13 protein-coding genes are annotated in these 19,385 nt (G+C 70.0%); 7 read left to right on the top strand and 6 right to left on the bottom strand.

Annotated elements, in window-relative coordinates; translation table 11 throughout:
- Positions 1 to 18 precede the first annotated feature (18 nt).
- From ACWCPF_RS12940 to ACWCPF_RS12930, 3 genes are all read right to left on the bottom strand, one after another.
- A complete protein-coding gene (locus ACWCPF_RS12940) occupies positions 19 to 3,135 on the bottom strand; it encodes an alpha-mannosidase (protein ID WP_451045039.1) in 3,117 nt (1,038 codons plus the stop codon).
- A gap of 244 nt (positions 3,136 to 3,379) precedes the next feature.
- Positions 3,380 to 4,717, bottom strand: coding sequence for a 6-phospho-beta-glucosidase (locus tag ACWCPF_RS12935; RefSeq protein ID WP_451045038.1), 1,338 nt, complete (start codon positions 4,715 to 4,717; stop codon positions 3,380 to 3,382).
- The gene (locus tag ACWCPF_RS12930; protein WP_451045164.1) at positions 4,714 to 5,478 is read right to left on the bottom strand and encodes a DeoR/GlpR family DNA-binding transcription regulator; all 765 of its coding nucleotides are present in this window, start codon (positions 5,476 to 5,478) and stop codon (positions 4,714 to 4,716) included. The genes ACWCPF_RS12935 and ACWCPF_RS12930 overlap by 4 nt, the downstream gene beginning before the upstream one ends.
- Before the next feature lie 165 nt (positions 5,479 to 5,643).
- Here ACWCPF_RS12930 and ACWCPF_RS12925 point away from each other — a divergent pair, with 165 nt between their 5' ends.
- From ACWCPF_RS12925 to ACWCPF_RS12895, 7 genes are all read left to right on the top strand, one after another.
- Entirely contained in the window at positions 5,644 to 6,663 is a 1,020-nt protein-coding gene (locus ACWCPF_RS12925) for a carbohydrate kinase family protein (RefSeq protein WP_451045037.1), read from the top strand.
- Positions 6,664 to 6,754: 91 nt separating this feature from the next.
- Positions 6,755 to 8,041, top strand: coding sequence for an ABC transporter substrate-binding protein (locus ACWCPF_RS12920; protein ID WP_451045036.1), 1,287 nt, complete (start codon positions 6,755 to 6,757; stop codon positions 8,039 to 8,041).
- 1 nt (position 8,042) lies between these two features.
- Positions 8,043 to 9,005 (top strand): carbohydrate ABC transporter permease, encoded by a 963-nt coding sequence (locus ACWCPF_RS12915; protein ID WP_451045035.1) that lies wholly within the window; start codon positions 8,043 to 8,045, stop codon positions 9,003 to 9,005.
- A gap of 12 nt (positions 9,006 to 9,017) precedes the next feature.
- Positions 9,018 to 9,854, top strand: coding sequence for a carbohydrate ABC transporter permease (locus tag ACWCPF_RS12910; protein WP_451045034.1), 837 nt, complete (start codon positions 9,018 to 9,020; stop codon positions 9,852 to 9,854).
- Positions 9,851 to 12,808, top strand: coding sequence for a glycoside hydrolase family 2 TIM barrel-domain containing protein (locus ACWCPF_RS12905; RefSeq protein ID WP_451045033.1), 2,958 nt, complete (start codon positions 9,851 to 9,853; stop codon positions 12,806 to 12,808). The genes ACWCPF_RS12910 and ACWCPF_RS12905 overlap by 4 nt, the downstream gene beginning before the upstream one ends.
- Positions 12,809 to 12,845: 37 nt before the next feature.
- The gene (locus ACWCPF_RS12900; protein WP_451045032.1) at positions 12,846 to 14,699 is read left to right on the top strand and encodes a LamG-like jellyroll fold domain-containing protein; all 1,854 of its coding nucleotides are present in this window, start codon (positions 12,846 to 12,848) and stop codon (positions 14,697 to 14,699) included.
- Between the two features lie 21 nt (positions 14,700 to 14,720).
- Positions 14,721 to 16,391 (top strand): PHP domain-containing protein, encoded by a 1,671-nt coding sequence (locus ACWCPF_RS12895; RefSeq protein ID WP_451045031.1) that lies wholly within the window; start codon positions 14,721 to 14,723, stop codon positions 16,389 to 16,391.
- Positions 16,392 to 16,506: 115 nt separating this feature from the next.
- Here ACWCPF_RS12895 and ACWCPF_RS12890 read toward each other — a convergent pair whose 3' ends face one another.
- The 3 genes from ACWCPF_RS12890 to ACWCPF_RS12880 are packed head-to-tail and all read right to left on the bottom strand — an operon-like array spanning position 16,507 to position 19,382.
- On the bottom strand, positions 16,507 to 16,962 hold the full coding sequence (locus ACWCPF_RS12890) for a MaoC family dehydratase (protein WP_451045030.1): 456 nt from the start codon (positions 16,960 to 16,962) through the stop codon (positions 16,507 to 16,509).
- The gene (locus ACWCPF_RS12885) at positions 16,959 to 18,494 is read right to left on the bottom strand and encodes an acyl-CoA synthetase (RefSeq protein WP_451045029.1); all 1,536 of its coding nucleotides are present in this window, start codon (positions 18,492 to 18,494) and stop codon (positions 16,959 to 16,961) included. The genes ACWCPF_RS12890 and ACWCPF_RS12885 overlap by 4 nt, the downstream gene beginning before the upstream one ends.
- A 12-nt stretch (positions 18,495 to 18,506) precedes the next feature.
- Positions 18,507 to 19,382 (bottom strand): amidohydrolase family protein, encoded by an 876-nt coding sequence (locus ACWCPF_RS12880; protein ID WP_451045028.1) that lies wholly within the window; start codon positions 19,380 to 19,382, stop codon positions 18,507 to 18,509.
- Positions 19,383 to 19,385 lie beyond the last annotated feature (3 nt).

The following is a 19,385-nucleotide window of genomic DNA, read 5'->3' as shown; positions in this document are numbered from 1 at the left end:
CGCCCCCGGGGGCCGCTGCTAGCGGCTGGTTGCGGCGCGCTCCAGACGGAGCGTCAGGATCTGGAAGGGCCGCAGGCCGATGTCGACGGCGCCGTCCTCGCCGACGACCGCCGGCTCCAGCGGTCGCTCCAGCAGGTCGGTGATCTGCGCGCCCGCGAGCGGGAAGCTCGTGCGCAGGGCGCCGGCCGCCCGACCGCCGCTGGACTCGTAGAGCCGGACGACGACGTCGCCGGACTCGTCGTCGGCGAGCTTCACGGCCTCCACCGTGATGCCGTCGCCGTCCACCGAGACGACCGGCTCGGGGGCCTGAGCCGCGTCCGCCACGTCCGCCACCCGCAGGGGGAGGTTCAGGGCGTAGCCCTCGGCGACCGCGTCCTCGATGCTCGCGCCGGGCAGCAGCGCGTAGTTGAAGCGGTGGCGGCCCTGGTCCGCCTCGGGGTCCGGGATGCGCGGGGCGCGCACCAGGCTGAGCCGGACGGTGGTGGTCGTGCCGCCGTCCTCGCGGACCGTGCGGGAGACGTCGTGGCCGTAGGTGGAGTCGTTGATGACCGCGACGCCGTAGCCGGGTTCGCCGATGCGCACCCAGCGGTGCCCGGAGACCTCGAACCGGGCCGCCTCCCAGCTGGTGTTGGTGTGGGTGGGGCGCTGGATGTGGCCGAACTGGATCTCGGCGGAGGAGTGCGCGGCCCGGACGTCCACCGGGAAGGCCGCCTTGAGGATCTTCTCGGCCTCGTGCCAGTCGATGTCGGTCTCGAAGTCGATGCGGGGGCTGCCCGCGCGCAGGCGGACGGTCTGGGTGATCGTCGAGCCCTTGCCGAAGGAGCGGGTGATCCGGATCGCGCCGACGAGCGGGTCCTCCTCGACGACCGTCACCGCATCCGGCTCCAGCAGGTCGGTGTAGCGGTTCTGGTAGTGCTTGTCGATGTCCCAGGCGTCCCAGTAGTTGGGGAGGTCGGTGTGCAGACGCAGCAGGTTGCCCTGGTCGGCGAGGACCTCACGGTTCGCCCGCAGATCGTATACAGAAGACAGTGTGCCGTCTTCTGCGATCTGTACACGGACCAGCCCGTTGTCGAGGACACGGTCGGAAACGGTCACCGGCTGCGGCGACTCAGCGCCGTCCGCCGAACCCGCCGGCCCCGCCAGAGGTGCGCTGCCGTTCGCGGGCACCTCGACGTACGCCGGCCGTCCCTCGGGCGTGCGGACCACCTCGGCGCGGCCGAACGGGCTGGTGTTGAACACCCGCGCCGTTCCGTCGCCCGAGTCCGCCCCGCCCGCCGGGCCGCCGCCCAGCGCGGCGACCGCTTCGGCCGTCAGGACCTCCAACTCCTCGGCGACACGCGCGTATTCGGCCTCCGCCTCGCGGTGCACCCAGGCGATCGAGGAGCCCGGCAGGATGTCGTGGAACTGGTGCAGCAGCACCGTCTTCCAGAGCCGGTCGAGCTTCTCGTACGGGTAGGCGTAGCCCGGCGCGTGCAGTGCGGCCGTCGTGGCCCACAACTCCGCCTCGCGCAGCTTGTGTTCGCTGCGCCGGTTGCCCTGCTTGGTGCGGGCCTGGGTGGTGTAGGTGGCGCGGTGCAGCTCCAGGTAGAGCTCGCCGACCCAGACGGGCGCGTCCGGGTACTCCTCGCGGGCCTTGGCGAAGAAGGTGTCGGGGTGCTCGACGACGACCTTCGGCGAGCCTTCCAGGTCGGCCAGTCGGCGCGCCCGTTCCATGATCTCGCGGGTGGGGCCGCCACCGCCGTCGCCCCAGCCGAACGGGGCGAGCGAGCGCGTGCCGGCGCCCTTCTCGGAGTAGTTGCGGACCGCCCGGTCCATCTCCTCGCCGCTGAAGCGCGCGTTGTAGGTGTCGACCGGCGGGAAGTGCGTGAAGATGCGGGTGCCGTCGATGCCCTCCCACCAGAAGGTGTGGTGGGGGAACTTGTTGGTCTGGTTCCAGGAGATCTTCTGGGTGAGGAACCAGTCGTTGCCGGCGAGCTTGGCGAGCTGCGGGTAGGCGGCGTTGTAGCCGAAGGAGTCCGGCAGCCAGACGCCCTTGGTCTCGATGCCGAAGTGCTCGATGAAGAACCGCTTGCCGTGGACCAGTTGGCGGGCGATGGCCTCGCCGCCGGGCAGGTTGCCGTCGGACTCCACCCACATGCCGCCGACCGGCGCCCACTGCCCGCGCCGCACCGACTCCTGGATCCGCGCCCACACCTGCGGGTAGTTGTCGCGCACCCACTCGTACTGCTGGGCCTGCGAGCAGGCGAAGATGAAGTCGTCGTACTCGTCGGCGAGCGAGGTGACGTTGGAGAAGGTGCGGGAGGTCTTGCGCTTCGTCTCGCGGATGGGCCACAGCCAGGCGGAGTCGATGTGCGCGTGGCCGACGCCGGAGACGGTGTGGGCGCTGGCGTGGGCGGGCCTGGCCAGCACGGGGGCGAGGACCTCGCGGACGGCGGCGGCGGTGCCGGAGACGTCGTCCAGGTCGAGGGCGTCCATGGCCCGGTCCAGGGCGTGCATGATCTCGTGGCGGCGCGGCTCGTGCTCGCCGAGGTGGACCATGAGCTCGCGCAGCACCTGGAGGTCGAGGTCGAGGTGCCAGACCTCCTCGTCGAGGACGGCGATGTCGGCGCGGCGGAATGTATACAGTGGACGGTCGCCTGCCGTCAGTACATCGCCCAGCGGGGTCGGCGCAGCGAAGTCGTTGGCCAGGATGTCCGGGTTGGAGGCCGCCTCGACGAGGTAGTCGATGCTCTCCCCGCCCGTCGCCGGGTTGCCGATCGGCACGTACTGGTTGAGCGGGTTGACCGCCTTCAGCGGCGTCCCGTCGGTGAGGTGGACGAGGGCCTCGGCCTGGTTGCCGGGCCAGTCGCCCACGAAGCCGAGGTCGATGACGGCCTCGACGCGCTTGCCGGCCCACTCGGCGGGCACCTGGCCGCGCATCCGGAACCAGGTGGTGCCCCAGGGCGGACCCCACGGGGTGTCCATCGCGAAGGGCTTGTACGGGGCGGCCGCGGCCTCCGTGAAGGGGACCGGCTCCCCCGGCGCCTGCCAGGCCTCGACCTCGAAAGGCACGGTGGCCGCGTAGATCGCGGGCTTGATGCGCTGGTTGTGGACGCGCTCGACGCGCTCCTCGATGCGGCGGCGTTCGTCATGCATGGGGAATCTCCAGAGAGGGACCACGGAGGGCGGGAAGGCAGTGGATGCGGGAATCCGGGGAATCAGGGACTCCGGGGATTCCGGGAAGGCGGGAGAGGCGGGGACGGCGGGAAGGACGGAGACAGCGGGCGAGGCGCGGACAGCGGCGGGGACGGCGATCGGGGCGGAGACGGCGGGCGGGCCCGGCGGGGCCGGGGTCGGGCGAGCCGAGAAGGGGGAGAAAGCGCTTTCCCCCTCCCGACGGCTACTTAAGGTACGCCAGCCCCGGGTGCACGTCCGTATACCCCTCGACCAGCCTGCGGGCCACGTTCACCGAGTCGACCAGCGGGTGCAGCGCGAACGCCTTCACGGCCGTCGTCCGTGAGCCGGACTCGGCGGCGGCCAGCACCTCGCGCTCGACGCCCTTGACCGCGCAGACCAGCCCGGTGGCGTGGTCGGGCAGCGGGGCCACGGCGACCGGGTGCGCGCCGCCCGCGTCGACCAGGCAGGGCACCTCGATGACGGCGTCCGTGTCGAGCGCCGCGAGGACGCCCTGGTTGCGGACGTTGAGGATCAGGGTCGTGCGCTCGTCGCGGGCGATGGCCCGCATCAGGGCGAGGGCGACCTTCTCGTAGCCGCCGGAGAGGTCGTCGGCGTCGCGCTCGCCGGCGCCGGCCGTCTCGCGGTTCTCGGCCATGTAGGTGGCCTCGCGTTCGGCGCGGGTGCGGTCCCAGGCGGTCAGGGCCGCCGCGTCCGGGCGCTTCATCTCCTCGTAGAACCTGGCCTGCTGGTCGGCCAGGAACGCGCCGCGGGTCTTCTCGGCCTGCTGGTAGGCCCGTACGGCTTCGCGGTTGAAGTAGTAGTAGTGCAGGTACTCGTTGGGGATCGCGCCGAGCGACTGCAGCCAGTCGACGCCGAAGAGCTTGCCCTCCTCGAAGGAGCCGAGCAGGTCGGGGTCGGCGAGCAGCCGGGGCAGTTCGTCGCGTCCGGCGACCCGCAGGCCGCGCACCCAGCCGAGGTGGTTGAGACCGACGTAGTCGATCCAGGCCTCCTTCGGGTTGGCGCCGAGGACGCGGGCGATACGGCGGCCGAGGCCGACCGGCGAGTCGCAGATGCCGATGACGCGGTCGCCGAGGTACCGGGACATGGCCTCGGTGACGAGTCCGGCCGGGTTGGTGAAGTTGATCAGCCAGGCGTCCGGCGCGAGACGGGCCACCCGCCGGGCGATGTCGACGGCGACGGGGACCGTCCGCAGACCGTAGGCGATGCCTCCGGCGCCGACCGTCTCCTGGCCGAGGACGCCCTGCGCGAGGGCCACCCGTTCGTCGTTCGCCCGGCCCTCCAGGCCGCCGACCCGGATCGCGGAGAAGATGAAGTCGGCGCCGCGCAGTGCCTCGTCGAGGTCGGTGGTGGCGGTCACCCGGGGGGCGTCGGGGACGGCTGCAGCCTGTTCGTCCAGTACACGGGCGACTGCATACAGTCGACTGTCGTCCAGATCATGCAGAACGACTTCCGTGACCCGGCCCTCGCCGCGGTCCGTCAGCAGCGCCCCGTACACGAGCGGCACCCGGAACCCGCCGCCGCCCAGAATCGTCAGTTTCACACTTGCACCTTTCCTGCCACGACCACCCCGACGCCCGCCTCCTCGAAGGAGGACCGCGTCACCGGATCGACCGGCGTGTTGGTCACCACCACGTCCAGGTCCTCGGGACCGCAGACCTTCGCCATGCCCGTGCCCGGGAACTTCGCCGAGTCGGCGAGCAGAACGACCTTGTCACCGGCCTTGATCATGGCCCGTTTCACCGGCACCTCGACGACCGTCGTGTCCATCACCTGCCCGCCCGGGCGCACTCCGCTGGTACCGAGGAAGAGCCAGTCGGCATGCAGCTGGCGCAGGTTGTCCTCGGTGAGGAAGCCGACCAGGGAGCGGTACTCGCGGCGGACCATGCCGCCGAGCAGCACCAGCTCGATGCCCTCGTCGTCGGCGAGCTCCTCGTAGACCACCAGATTGCTGGTGATCACCGTGAGCCGGCGGCCGTGCAGCTGCCGGGCGAGCCGGTAGGCCGTGGTGCCGATGTCGAGCAGCACCGACTGGCCGTCCGCGACCATGGCCGCGGCCCGGGCCGCTATCGCGTCCTTCTGGGCCACACGGACCTCGGCGACCTCGGCGAAGGGCTGGTCGCCCTCCTCCGCGACGGCGCCGCCGTGCACCCGGGTGAGCAGGCCGTCCTCCTCGAGTTTGACCAGGTCACGCCTGATCGTGGCCGGGCTCACACCCAGTTGTTCGGAGAGATCCGTCACGGCCGCGGGACCACCGGAGCGCAGGGCCCGCAGGATGAGTTGATGTCGTCGTTCTGCCAGCACGACCTGAACACTACTCGTCATCTTCAATCAAATCTATGCTCACTTCTGCTGAGGTATTGACCAATGTCGCCGATGGGCGCACGATTCCGGTCACGAAATGAAGAGTTTTGACGAGTGACCCAGCCGGGCGAGCTCGCCCGGCTCTTGCGACGAGAGGGATCTGTGGTGGACGACGACCGGCCCGAGGTACTGCTCACCGGGCTGCTCTTCTACGACCTCGTCCTGACCGGGCTCGGCGGGCCGCCGAAGCCGGGCGAGGAGATCTGGACGGCAGGCATGGGCTGCGGCCCCGGCGGCATCGCCAACCTCGCGGTGGCCGCGTCCCGCTTCGGGCTGCGCACCTCGCTGGCCACGGTCTTCGGCGACGACTTCTACGGCGCCCACTGCCACCAGGTGCTGGCCGGCCAGGAGGGCGTCGACCTGACGCTCTCCCGGGTGGCGCAGGACTGGAACACGCCGGTCACCGTCGCCCTCGCGCACGGTCACGACCGGGCCCTCGTCACCCACGGCCAGGAACCGCCGTACTCGCAGGACACCCTGATGGGCGACCCGCCCGAGGCGCGCACGGCCCTGGTGCACCTGGAGGCCGAACCGGTCGCCTGGATCGCCAAGGCGGCCGCGAACGGCACGCAGATCTACGCCGACGTCGGCTGGGACCCCACCCAGCAGTGGTCGACCGACCTGCTCGCCCAGCTCGCCCTGTGCCATGCCTTCCTGCCCAACGAGACGGAGGCGATGGCGTACACCCGCACCGACAGCGCGGTCGCCGCGCTCGGCACGCTCGCGGAGCTGGTGCCGGTGGCCGTGGTCACCCGGGGCGCGGACGGCGCGGTCGCGGTCGATCAGACGAGCGGGGAGTACGCGGAGGTCCCCGCTCTTGACATCGATGTCCTGGACGCCACGGGCGCCGGCGACGTGTTCGGCGCGAGCTTCGTCGCGGCCTCACTGCGCGGCTGGCCGCTGGAGGAACGGCTGCGGTTCGCGGTGCTCGCCGCCGGGCTGTCCGTACAGCACCACGGCGGCGCGCTGGCGGCCCCCGGCTGGTACGGCGTCGACCGCTGGTGGCGCTCGGTGACCGACCCCGAACTGAAGCGGGCGTACGGCTTCCTCGCCGACCGCATCCCGGCGGACGTGGGGCCGCCGGTGCGGTACGCCCCGGTCACCCCGCCGGTCCTGCGGCCCTGACCGCGGCCCGGCGAGGGCGACACCCACGTATGCCCCACGAATTGCACCCCGTCTGCAAAGACGCGAACAGATCCGAAAGGCGGTGGGAGCTGTGCAGCTCTCACGTAGAGGCCTGCTGCGCGCCGGCCTCGCCGGCACGGCGGCCACGGCGCTCGGCGGCCTGGCGACCGGCTGTGGCGTTCCGACCGGCTCCACCGGCAGGAACATGGTCATGTGGTACTGGAGCGGCGGACTGAGTCCGAAGGTCGTCGATCAGGCCAAGGCGCGCTTCGACAGCAAGGTGAACTTCCAGGCGATCCAGATCGGCGGTTACTACCGTTCCAAACTGATGACGACGATGACCGGGCGGGCACACATCCCGGACATCGCCGGGCTCAAGGGCGAGGACATGGCCTCGTACCTGCCCAACGCCGACCAGTTCGTCGACCTGCGCACGCTCGGGGCGGACAAGCTCAGGGACCGTTACCTGCCCTGGAAGTGGAACGAGGGCATCGCCGAGGACGGCTCGATGGTGGGCTTCCCGATCGACTGCGGTCCGGTCGCGCACTACTACCAGCCGGCCGCCTTCGAGAAGGCGGGACTGCCGTCCGAGCCCGAGGACGTCTCCCGGGAGCTGGCCACCTGGGACCAGTTCATGGCGGCCGGTGAGCAGCTCAAGAAACGCGTTCCCGGCTCTTTCATCCTCACCGACGCCCTCAGCATCTACGGCATCTCGATCAACCAGACGACCAAGCGGTTCGTCGACAAGGACCGGCACTTCATCGGCGACCAGGAGCATGTGCGCACCGCCTGGGCCCGTGCCGTCGAGGCCACCCGTCGCGGACTGGTCTCGAAGATCGTCAACGGCACGCCGGACAACATCTCGGCCACCGAGCGCGGCCTGCTGCCCAGCCAGCTGAACGCCTCCTGGGCGGCCGGCGACATCAAGCTCAACACGCCGAAGACCAAGGGCAAGTGGCGGGTGGCGAGCTGTCCGGGCGGGCCGTCGAACATCGGCGGCTCGTTCCTGGCGATCACCAAGGCGTGCCGCGAACCGGAGCAGGCCTTCGAGATGATCACCTGGATGCTCGACGCGGACAACCAGGCCCAGGGCTTCGTCGACTCGGTCCTCTTCCCGTCGACGCCGGCCTCGTACGAGCTGAAACAGCTGCGCGAACCCGATCCGTTCTTCGGCGACCAGATCACCATGGACGTCTTCGGGCCGGCGGCGGAGAAGATACCCGTCGCCTTCAACAGCCCGTTCGACGTCGCGCTGAAGACCCCGATCGACGACGAGCTGAAGAACTTCTCCATCCTCGGCAAGGACGAGAAGCAGGCCTGGAAGGACGCCATGAGCAAGTGCCGGCGCATCGCCGACCACCTGGGGGTGAGCTACTGACATGGCTACCGCACCTGTGCTGGACACGCCCCCGCCGCCCGTCGCGGCGCCCCCCGCCGTCCGCCCGTCGAAGGGCATCCTGAGCCACTGGCGGCTGTACGCCGCTATCTCGCCCTTCTATCTGCTGTTCCTGGCCTTCGGGCTGATCCCGGTCGGTTTCTCGCTGTATCTGTCCTTCCACCGCTGGGACGGACTCGGCTCGATGGAGTACGCGGGACTCTCGCAGTACCGCTATCTGGTGTCGGACAGCCAGTTCTGGGGCTCGGTCGGCAACACGCTCGTCATCTGGGCGCTGGCCACCATCCCGATGATCTTCCTGTCGATGGTCACGGCCGTGATGCTCAACTCCGCGGTCCGTTTCAAGAACTTCTACCGCTTCGCCTTCTTCCTGCCGAACGTCACCTCGATCGTGGCGGTCGCGATCATCTTCGGCTCGGTCTTCTCCACCAACTTCGGCCTGATGAACGCCGTCCTGCAGGCGGTCGGCCTGGATCAGGTGGCGTGGCTGAACACGCCCTGGGGCATCAAGGTCGCCATCGCGACGCTGATGACCTGGCAGTGGACCGGTTACAACGCGATCATCTTCCTGGCCGGTCTGCAGACGATCCCCGGCGAGCTGTACGAGGCCGCGCGGATGGACGGCGCCGGGCCCGTGCAGACCTTCTTCAAGGTCACGCTGCCGCTGCTGCGGCCGACGCTGCTCTTCGTGCTCGTCATCTCGACCGTCACCGGGCTGCAGACCTTCTCCGAGCCCCAGGTGCTGCTGCAGACCACGGACAACAACTCGTCGTTCGCGGGCGGCCCCGGTCACTCGGGCCAGACCATGGTCCTGTACTTCTTCCAGCAGACCTTCGACAACAACGACTACGGTTACGGCGCCGCCGTGGCCTGGGGCGTCTTCCTCGTCGTCATCATCTTCTCGATCATCAACTGGCGCCTGGTGCAGCGCCGGGGCGAAGACTAGGAGGCCCCGACCATGTCGTCCATCAAGGGTTCGAACCGCCGGGGCATCGCCCTGCACATCTCGCTGATCCTCGGAATGCTGCTCTCGGTCTTCCCGTTCTACTGGGCCGTGATCATGTCGACGCACTCGTCGACCGAGATCTTCTCCTATCCGCCGAAGCTGCTGCCGGGCTCCCACTTCCTGGAGAACGCCCGCAATCTCTTCGACAACGTCGACTTCTTCGGGTCGATGTTCAACTCACTGCTCGTGGCCTGCTCGGTGACCTTCCTGGTCCTGTTCTTCGACTCGCTGGCCGCGTTCGTCTTCGCAAAGTTCGAGTTCCCGGGCCGACGCGTGCTGTTCACGCTGATGATGGCGATCTTCATGGTGCCGGCCCAGCTCTCGGCCATCCCGCAGTTCGTGATCATGGCGAAGATCGGCTGGATCGGCTCGATGACCGCGCTGATCGTGCCGGCGGCGGCCAACGCCTTCGGCATCTTCTGGATGCGGCAGTACATGAAGAGCGCCATCCACGACGAGCTGCTCGACGCCTCAAAGATCGACGGGGCCGGCTTCATGCGCCAGTACTGGCACGTGGCCCTGCCGGTCGTCCGGCCCGGTCTGGCGTTCCTGGGCATCTTCACGTTCATGGGCCAGTGGAACGACTACGCCTGGCCGCTGATCGCCCTCACCAACCCGGACAACGTCACCCTCCAGGTCGCCCTCTCGCAGCTGAACGGCGTCCACGGCACGACGGACTACGGAATGGTCATGACGGGCGCGCTGCTGGCGCTCATCCCCCTGCTGATCGTCTTCGCGATCGGCGCCAAACAGATCATCGCCGACCTCGGCAAGGGAGCAATCAAGTGACTGACCCGCTGCTGGCGCTCCGCCCCTGGAAGGCACCTGAGGTGACCTCCTGGGGGCGGTTGCCCATGAACGCCGTCGACCGGCGCTCCGGAGCACACTCCCTGGACGGCGACTGGCGCTTCCAGCTGCTGTCCGCCCCGGACGCGCCGGTCGGCGGTGCGTGGTCGTCGACGACCGTGCCGGGTGTATGGACCATGCAGGATACGGACGACCCGCTGCGGGCGACGGTAGACCTTCCGCAGTATCTGAACATCCGTATGCCGTATACAGAATTCCCTCCACTGTCGCCCGCAGACAATCCGACGGGCGTCTACGAGCGGGAGATCGACGTCCCGGCCGAGTGGGCCGGGCGCCGGATCGTGCTCCAGGTGGGGGCCGCCGAGAGCGTGCTCCTCGTGCATGTGGACGGGCAGCCCGTCGGCATCTCCAAGGACTCCCATCTGGCCGCCGAGTTCGACCTGTCGGGCGTCGTGCGCCCCGGCGGCCGGTCCGTCGTACGGCTGACGGTCGTCAAGTGGTCGGACGCCTCGCACATCGAGGACCAGGACCACTGGTGGCACGGCGGCATCACCCGCTCGGTGCTGCTCTACGCCACCGACCCGCTGCACCTGGCCGACGTCAGCGTGCGGGCGTCGGCGGACGGGGAACTCCAGGTCGACTGCCAGATCCGCGACGCGGGCGGGGCGCTGCCCGAGGGGTGGTACGTCAGCGGGGAACTGGACGGACTGGCGCTGACGCAGGACGCGGAGTTCGACCTGGCCAACGCCGAGGACGAGCGCGTCTCCGACTTCCTCGGCGAGGCGCGGCTGCGCGCGAGCGTGCCCGAGGTGCGCACCTGGACGGCCGAGACGCCGGAGCTGTACGGGCTGACGGTGCGGCTGCACCGCGCCGACGGCTCCGTCGCGGACACCTCCTCGCACCGCATCGGTTTCCGGGACGTGGCGATCGTCGGCCGGGATCTGCTGGTCAACGGGGAGCGGGTCTACATCCGCGGGGTCAACCGGCACGACTTCCACCCGCTGACCGGGCGGACCGTCTCGGCCGACGACATGCGGGCCGACCTGGCGCTGCTCAAGCGTTTCGGCTTCAACGCCATCCGCACCGCGCACTACCCGAACGACCCCGGGCTGTACGACCTCGCCGACGAAATCGGTTTCTACGTGGTCGACGAGGCGGACATCGAGTCCCACGACCACGCCCATGAGATCGCCGACGACCCGCGCTATCTGAACGCCTTCGTCGACCGCGTCTCACGCATGGTGCTGCGCGACAAGAACCACCCGTCGATCATCATCTGGTCGCTCGGCAACGAGTCCGACTACGGCGCGAACCACGACGCGGCCGCCGGCTGGGTGCGCCGGCACGACACGACCCGGCCGCTGCAGTACGAGGGGGCCGCCAAGCGCGGCTGGGCGGATCCGAAGGTCGCCTCCGACATCGCCTGCCCGATGTACGCGCCGCTGGAGGACTGCGTGGCGCACGCGCTGTCCGGGGAGCAGACCAAGCCGCTCATCCAGTGCGAGTACTCCCACGCGATGGGCAACAGCAACGGCACGCTGGCCGACCACTGGGCTGCCATCGAGGCCACCCCTGGTCTTCAGGGCGGGTTCATCTGGGAGTTCTGGGACCACGGCATCCTCCAGGGTGTGAACGACGGACGACCGGTCGGGCGTGGGGGCGCCGGACTCTACGACAACGGTGTCACCGCACCCGGCTACCGCTGGGCGTACGGTGGCGACTTCGGCGAGAAGGACCACGACGGAGCGTTCATCGCGGACGGCGTCGTCTTCCCCGACCGCACCCCGAAGCCGGTGATGTACGAGCACCGTGAGCTCGCCGCGCCGCTGCGGCTGCAGGACTTCCGGCACGAGGGGCTCGTCCTCTCCAACCACCAGCACTTCCGCGGCCTGGAGTGGCTCGCGGGCGAGTGGCAGCTGTCCCTCGCGGACGGCCCGACGCTCACCGCGACCGCCGAACTGCCCGACCTGCGGCCGGGCGAGACGGCCGTGGTGCCGGTCCCGTTCGCGCTGCCGGAGGACGGCGGCGAGGCGTGGCTGACGCTGCGGGTGACGACGGCGGAGGACCTGCCGTGGGCCCCGCGCGGCACGGAGATCTGCGCACCCCAGGTGCAGGTGCGGGCGGCCGTGCCGAACGAGGACGCCGAGCCTCTCGGCCAGGTCCGGGCTCCTGGGCAGGTCGAGCTCGACGACGACGGGCTCCTCGTCCACCCCCTGCTGGCCGTCGCGCCGACGCTGTCGCTGTGGCGGGCGCCGACCGACAACGACGAGTTGGGCGGGATGGCGCTGCGCTGGCGGACCTGGGGCCTGGACTCCCTGGTGCGCAAGCTGGTGTCCGTCCGCCGCGACGGCGACGGGGTGAGCGTCTTCTCCGAGTACGCCGGCGCCACCGGCGTCGTGCGGCACCGGCAGGTGTTCACGCCGGTCGAGGGCGGCATCCGGATCGACGAACAGGCCGAGCTGCCCGCGGAGTTCGACGACGTGGCACGGGTCGGCACGGTCTTCGAGACGGTCGCCGGGCCGGACCTGCTGGAGTGGTTCGGACAGGGCCCCTGGGAGTCGTACCCCGACCGCAGCGGCGGTGCGCCGGTGGGCCATCACTCCGTCCCCGTCGACGAGTTGTTCACTCCGTACCTGCGTCCGCAGGAGAGCGGCGGCCGGCACGGTGTGCGGCGCTTCACGCTCTCGGCGCCGGACGCCACCGGCCTCGCGGTCACGCTGGACGAGCCGCGCCAGGTCTCCGTCACGCGCTACCGCGCGGCGGACCTGACCGCCGTCGCCCACCATGACGAACTCGTGCCCCGCGCCGGCTGCGTGGTGCACCTCGACGCGGCGCACCGCGGCCTCGGCACGGCCTCGTGCGGCCCTGACACCTTCCCCTCCTACCTCGTGGCACCGGGAGTCCATCGCTGGAGCTGGACCCTGCGCGTCCTGTAACACCCGTTCTCTACACGGACTTTCCTACGGAGCACATGTGTGTACTTCGCATGCCCAGAATCAGGGCGAGGCCGCGCAGGCCGGTGCCGGAAGACGCGGATTCCTGCGGGCCACGGCCCTGCTCGGAGCCGCCGCCACGGCCGGCGTCGCCCTGCCGGCCACCGCTGAGGCCGCCTCCCCGGAGGCGGCTTCCGCCAAGTGGCGGCCCGATGCCGACAGTCGCCGCTTCACGCTCGCGGTCATGCCCGACACGCAGTACCTCTTCGACGGTCCGAGCATCGACAAGGAGCCGGTCGAGGCGTCCCTGCGCTATCTGCTGGAGCACGGCCGGGACGAGAACATCGTGTTCCTGTCCCACCTCGGCGACCTCACGGAGAACGGGGCGAAGGACGAAGTCACCGCGATCAGCGAGGCGTTCGGGTTGCTCGACCGGCGCGGGGTCGGCTACAGCGTGCTGGCCGGCAATCACGACGTGAAGTCGTCGACGACCGACCAGCGCGGCCCGACCCCGTACCTGGACGCCTTCGGTCCGCAGCGCTTCAAGGGGAAGTCCACCTTCGGCGGGGCCTCCCCCGACGGCTACAACACCTTCCATCTGTTCCAGGCGGCCGGCCGGGAGTGGATGGTGCTGGCGCTGGACTGGCGGCTGTCGGACCAGGGTTACGCCTGGGCCGCCGACGTCCTGGCCCGGCACCCGAGGACGCCCGTCGTGCTGACCACGCACGAGCTGGTCGTGGAGGACGACGCCCTCTCCGCGTACGGCCAACAGCTGTGGGAGCGGCTCATCGCGAACCACGACCAGATCTTCCTGACGCTCAACGGGCACTACTGGCCCGCCGGTCGGGCAACGCGCAAGAACGCGGCGGGACATGACGTCCATCTGCACCTGACGAATTATCAGAACCGGTACTTCGGCGGTGCGGCGATGATCCGCCTCTACCGCTTCGACCTCGACCGGAACGTCATCGACGTGGAGACGGTCTCCCCGTGGATCCTGGGCCGGGCCGCGAAGGGGCTCAACGAGCTGGAGCGGCAGGAGATCGAACTCAGCGGCGACGCCGACCGGTTCTCGGTCGACATCGACTTCGCCGACCGCTTCTCCGGCTTCGCCCCGGTGCCGCCCAGGGCGGCGCGTCCGGTGTCGTCGATGCTGGTGCGGGGCACGGTCGCCTACTGGCGGTTCGACGGCCACGACGACGGCACGGCGGTCGCCGGCACGGTCCGCGACCTGTCCGGGCGCGGCAACGACCTCAGCCTGGTCAGTGTCGGCGGCGGCGCGCTCACCTGGTCGTCCGACCACCACCCCGACCAACCCGGCCACGGCAGCCTGGAGTTCCAGGGCTACAAGTCGCCGCTGAAGGGCGCGTACCTGAAGACGGTCGACGACGCCCCGCTCAACTCGACTACTTTCAAGGCCGGTTACACCATCGAGGCGTTCTACCGGCTGCCCGCCGACTGGGACCCCTCGCACCACGCCTGGTCCGGTCTGGTCAGCCGCACCGGAACGGGCGGCGCCGCCGGCAAGACCGCCGGCGATCCGGACGAGCCGATCGCCACGCTGTCCCTCTCCGACGGGCCCGGCCCGCAGTGGGCGGCCCGCCCGCTCAACCAGGAGGGGATCGCCACCAACTGGGGTGACGAGACGGCCCGGGAGAAGTGGTGGCACGTCGCCGTCGTCAACGACGGCAGGCACACCACGATGTACGTCCAGGGCTGCCCGGTGGCCCGCAATCCGCACGCCGTCGCCGTCGGGCTCGCCTCGGTCGGGCTGCCCTGGCTGCTCGGCGGCTACGAGTACGCGGGCAAGATCGATCAGATCCTGCACGGCCGCCTCGGCGACGTCCGCATCGTCGAACGTGCGCTGCCCATCACCTCCTTCATGAACCACTGACCCCCTTTCACGAGGATCACCGTGACCGAGCAGCAGCTGCCCGCCTGGGCCGATCCGTCCGTCTCCCCCGCCGCTCTCGACGCCCAAGGCGTGTCGAGGCGCGGACTCCTGCGCAGCGCCGGCCTGTTCGGCGCCGCGTTCGCCCTCGGCGGGGCGGCCACCACCCCCGCCGTCGCCACCGCGGGCCAGGGCCACGGCGGGGAGGACCCTCGTCTCGCCTACCTCGTCGGCGACCACCACGTCCACTCCGTCTACAGCCACGACGCCAAGTACACCTTCTCCCAGCTGGCCAAGGCCGCCGCCGAGTACGGCCTCGACTGGATGGTGTTCAACGAGCACTCCAACTTCGGGCACGCCTCCTACGGAGCCGCGCTGGAGCACAAGGAGATCCTCAAGGCCCGCGCCGAGAACCCGCGCCAGCTGATCTTCCAGGGGCTGGAGTGGTACATCCCGGCCGCCGAGCACTGCACGGTGTTCGCCGCGCCCGGCCCGCACGAGGTCGACCTGCTCACGCGGTTCGAACTCGCCTACGACGGCAAGCTCCTGGGCTACACCGAGGGCGCGGCCGGCGCGGCCGACACCGCCCGCAACGAGGCGCACGCGGTCAAGGCCGTCAAGTGGCTGGCCGAGCAGCGCCGCAAGGGTTACGTGGACGACGTCCTCGTCATCGCGAACCACCCGCTGCGGCTCGGCATCGACTCCCCGCACGAGATGCGGGCCTGGCGCGACGCGGCTCCCGAGATCATGATCGGCATGGAGGGCGCGCCCGGCGCCCAGGGCGCGGCGATCCCCGGCTGGCGCGGCAACACGTCCATCCGCGGCGAGTACGAGAACAAGCCCTCGGCGCAGTCCTGGGCGGGCTATCCGGCGAACGCCTACCTCACCTACGGCGGCTTCGACTGGGCGACGGCGACGGTCGGCGGGCTGTGGGACTCGATGCTGGCCGAGGGCCGGCTGTTCTCGATCACCACCAACTCCGACAACCACCGGACCGTCTTCGACACCTGGAAGAACGGCGACTGGCCGGCCGGGCAGAACTTCGACAACACCGGCAAGCTGCCCGACCCGGTGAACACCGACACCCCGCAGGCCGGCAGCGACTTCTGGCCGGGCCAGTTCAGCCGCACGCATGTGGGCGTGACCCGCTACGGCTACCGCGCGGTGATGACGGGCCTGCGCGAGGGCCGGGTGTGGCTGGACCACGGGCATCTGCTCGACGGCCTCGAGGTCCGGCTGCGGCGGGAGCACAGCAACGGCCGGGGCGTCACCCTCGGCGGCCGACTGCGGGTCCGCAAGGGCGAGAAGCTCACCCTGAACATCACGGTCACGAGCGCCTCCCGTCCCAACCCCCAGGGAATCCTGCCGGAGTTGGCGCATGTGGACGTGATCCGGGGCGCGGTGCGCGGCGCGGAGTCCGACCGCGACGCCTGGCAGGCGCCCGACACGAAGGTCGTCCACACGACCGACGTGAGCGGCCGCAAGGGGACGTACACCCTGCGCGTGACGGTGCCGGTGGGCGACGAGTCGTTCTACGTCCGGCTGCGCGGCAGCGACGGCAACCGGAACGGAACCGGTTACCTGGGCGCCTCCGTGGACCCGCACGGCCCGATTCCCCACGACCCGGGCAACGGCGACCCGTGGGCCGACACCTGGTTCTACTCCAACCCGATCTTCGTGGACGTCGTGCGCTGAGGCGCATCCCGGAGGGCGGGAGCGCCGAACGGGTGTGGGGAACCGCGCGACCGGTCAGGACGGTCGCGCGGTTCGCCACGGCGGCAACGCCTACGGCGCGTTGTAGAAACCGGTCTCACACATAGAACCGCGAAAGGCTCTGCAGCACGGCCGCCGGCTTCGCGCCCCCCTCGATCTCGATCGCCCCGTCGACGGTGATCTGCACGCCGCCCGGCACGTCCTCGACCTCGGTCAGCCTGCCGGCCAGACGGATGCGTGAGCCGACCTTCACCGGCGCGGGGAACCGCACCTTGTTCAGCCCGTAGTTGACCTTCGTCGTGACGCCCTGGACGTCCAACAGCTCGGTGAACAGCGGGATGAAGAGGGAGAGCGTCAGATAGCCATGGGCGATGGGGGCGCCGAACGGTCCGTCCTTCGCGCGCTCGGGGTCGACGTGGATCCACTGGTGGTCGCCGGTCGCGTCGGCGAACGTGTCGATGCGCTCCTGGGTGACCGCGATCCACTCGCTGGTGCCCAGGTCGCTGCCGGCCAGCTTCTTCAGCTCGTCGACGCCGTTGACGGTGATGCTCATGTTCCGTTCCTCACAGGTGAGTTGCCTTCAGGAGTTGTGCCGAACCGGGAGCGCACCCGGGACTTCAGGAGTTTTCCGGAGGCGGTGCGCGGGAGTTCGTCCGCCACCACCACGGACTTGGGGATCTTGTACTTGGCGAGCCGTCCGGACAGCGAGGCCAGCACCTCGTCGGGGTCGAGCGACGCACCCTCCCGGGGCACGACGACCGCGCGCGGGACCTCGCCCCACTTGTCGTCCGACACCCCGATGACCGCGCACTCGACGATGTCGGGGTGGGCGAGGAGCAGATCCTCGATCTCGGCGGGGTAGATGTTCTCCCCACCCGAGATGATCATGTCTTTTATGCGGTCGACGATATGCACGTAACCGTCTTCGTCGATCCGGGCCGCGTCCCCGCTGCGGAACCAGCCGTCGGCGAAGGAGGCGGCCGTCTCCTCCGGCAGCCCCCAGTAACCGGGCATGACGTGCGGCCCGCGCACGACGACCTCGCCGGTCTCGCCGACGTCGACCGGGGTGAGGTCGGGCCGCAGTACGCGCACATCGCTGAAGAAGTGCGGGACGCCGGCCGAGCCCGCCTTGCTGATCGAGTGCTCGGCGTCCAGGAACAGGGTGCCGGGGGCGGCCTCGGTCATGCCGTAGCCCTGGAGGAAGGTGAGCCCGCGCTGCTGGTAGGCGGCGATCAGCGGCGTGGACACCGGCGAGCCGCCGCAGGTCAGGATCCGCAGGGAGGACAGGTCGGCGTCCGGCCAGCGTGGATGCCGGGCCACCTGCTCGAACATCGTCGGCACCCCGAACATGAAGGTGATCCGGTGCCGGGCGATCAGGTCGAAGGTGGCCTCCGGGTCGAAGGCCTCGACCAGGACGCAGCAGCCGCCCTTGAGGAGCACCGGGAGCGTCAGCATGTTCAGGCCGGCCGTGTGGAACAACGGCGCGGAGACCAGGGCGCGTTCGTCGGCGATCAGGTCGGTGTCGACGAGGACGTTGATCGCGTTCCAGGTGAGGTTGCCGTGCGTGAGCATGGCGCCCTTGGGACGGCCGGTGGTGCCCGAGGTGTACATGATGATGCAGGTGTCGTCGGGGGCGACGGGCGTGTCGATCGGCTCCTCGGGGGCCTCGGCGAGCGCCTCCTCGTATTCGGCGCCGACCTCGACGTACGTCCGGACGTCCGTGTTGCCGGGCAGTCCGGCGACCAGGCCCGCGTGCCCGGGGCCGTAGACCAGGGCCTTGGCTCCGGAGTCGGCGATCTGGTAGGCGATCTCGGGGCCGGCCAGCCGGGTGTTCAGGGGGACGAACACCGCGCCGAGCGTGCCGGCGGCGAACAGGTTCTCCAGGTAGGAGGGGTGGTTGGGGCCGAGGTAGGCGATGCGGTCGCCGCGCCGCACGCCCCGGGCCCGCAGGGCGTGGGCCAGGCGCGTGGTGCGTGCATACAGTGTGCGATAGTCCGTCGACTGCTCACCGTGTACCAGGGCGGTGCGGTGCGGGGTCTTGCGGGCCCGGCGTGCGGGCCACGACCCCAGTCCCTCGTTGCGCATCTTCCACGCCCCTTACGGTGTGGTCAGCCCGAGCAGCCGGGCGGCGTTCTCCTTGAGGATCTTCGGCTTCACGTCGTCCTTGATCGTCAGCTTGTCGAAGTCGGCGAGCCAGCGGTCGGGGGTGAGGACGGGGAAGTCGGAGCCGAAGAGGACCTTGTCCTTGAGCAGCGTGTTGGCGTACTGCACGAGCTGCGGCGGGAAGTACTTCGGCGACCAGCCGGACAGGTCGATGTGCACGCCCGGCTTGTGCGTGGCGACGGCGAGGGCCTCGTCCTGCCAGGGGAAGGACGGGTGCGCCAGGATGATCTTGAGGTGGGGGAAGTCGGCCGCCACGTCGTCCACATGCAGCGGGTTGGAGTACTTGAGCCGGATCCCGCCACCGCCCGGGACACCGGCGCCGATGCCCGTCTGACCGGTGTGGAAAAGGGCGATGGAACCGGTTTCCTCGATCACCTCGTACAGCTCGTACGCGACCGCGCGGTCGTTGGGGAAGAAGCCCTGGATGCTGGGGTGGAACTTGAAGCCCTTGACCCCGTACTCCTCGACCAGGCGCCGCGCCTGCCGCACGCCCGCCTTCCCGCGGAAGGGGTCGATGGAAGCGAAGGGGATGAGGACGTCCGCGTTGGCGGCCGCCGCCTCCGCGACCTCCTCGTTCGGGACGGGGGCGGTGCCGGTCGCGGACTCGGCGTCCACCGTGAAGATCACGGCGGCCATCTTCCGCTCCCGGTAGTAGGCCGCCGTCTCCTCGATGGTCGGCTTCCGCTTGCCCTCGATCTTGAAGTAGGCGGAGGACGCGTCGTGCAGATCGTCGTCCAGCGAGGAGTGCCCCTTGGAGGACACCTCCGCGTGGGTGTGGACGTCGATCGCGACCAGTTCGTCGACGTTCATGGA

The sequence above is a fragment of the Streptomyces sp. NPDC001858 genome (genome assembly GCF_053594615.1).
This window is presented reverse-complemented; position numbering and strand designations above follow the sequence as displayed.

Bases quoted from the DNA above. Each gene is read 5' to 3' on its own strand.
- ACWCPF_RS12940 (WP_451045039.1), bottom strand. From the start codon at position 3,135: ATGCATGACGAACGCCGCCGCATCGAGGAGCGCGTCGAGCGCGTCCAC.
- ACWCPF_RS12915 (WP_451045035.1), top strand. From the start codon at position 8,043: ATGGCTACCGCACCTGTGCTGGACACGCCCCCGCCGCCCGTCGCGGCG.
- ACWCPF_RS12910 (WP_451045034.1), top strand. From the start codon at position 9,018: ATGTCGTCCATCAAGGGTTCGAACCGCCGGGGCATCGCCCTGCACATC.
- ACWCPF_RS12890 (WP_451045030.1), bottom strand. From the start codon at position 16,962: ATGAGCATCACCGTCAACGGCGTCGACGAGCTGAAGAAGCTGGCCGGC.
- ACWCPF_RS12885 (WP_451045029.1), bottom strand. From the start codon at position 18,494: ATGCGCAACGAGGGACTGGGGTCGTGGCCCGCACGCCGGGCCCGCAAG.
- ACWCPF_RS12880 (WP_451045028.1), bottom strand. From the start codon at position 19,382: ATGAACGTCGACGAACTGGTCGCGATCGACGTCCACACCCACGCGGAG.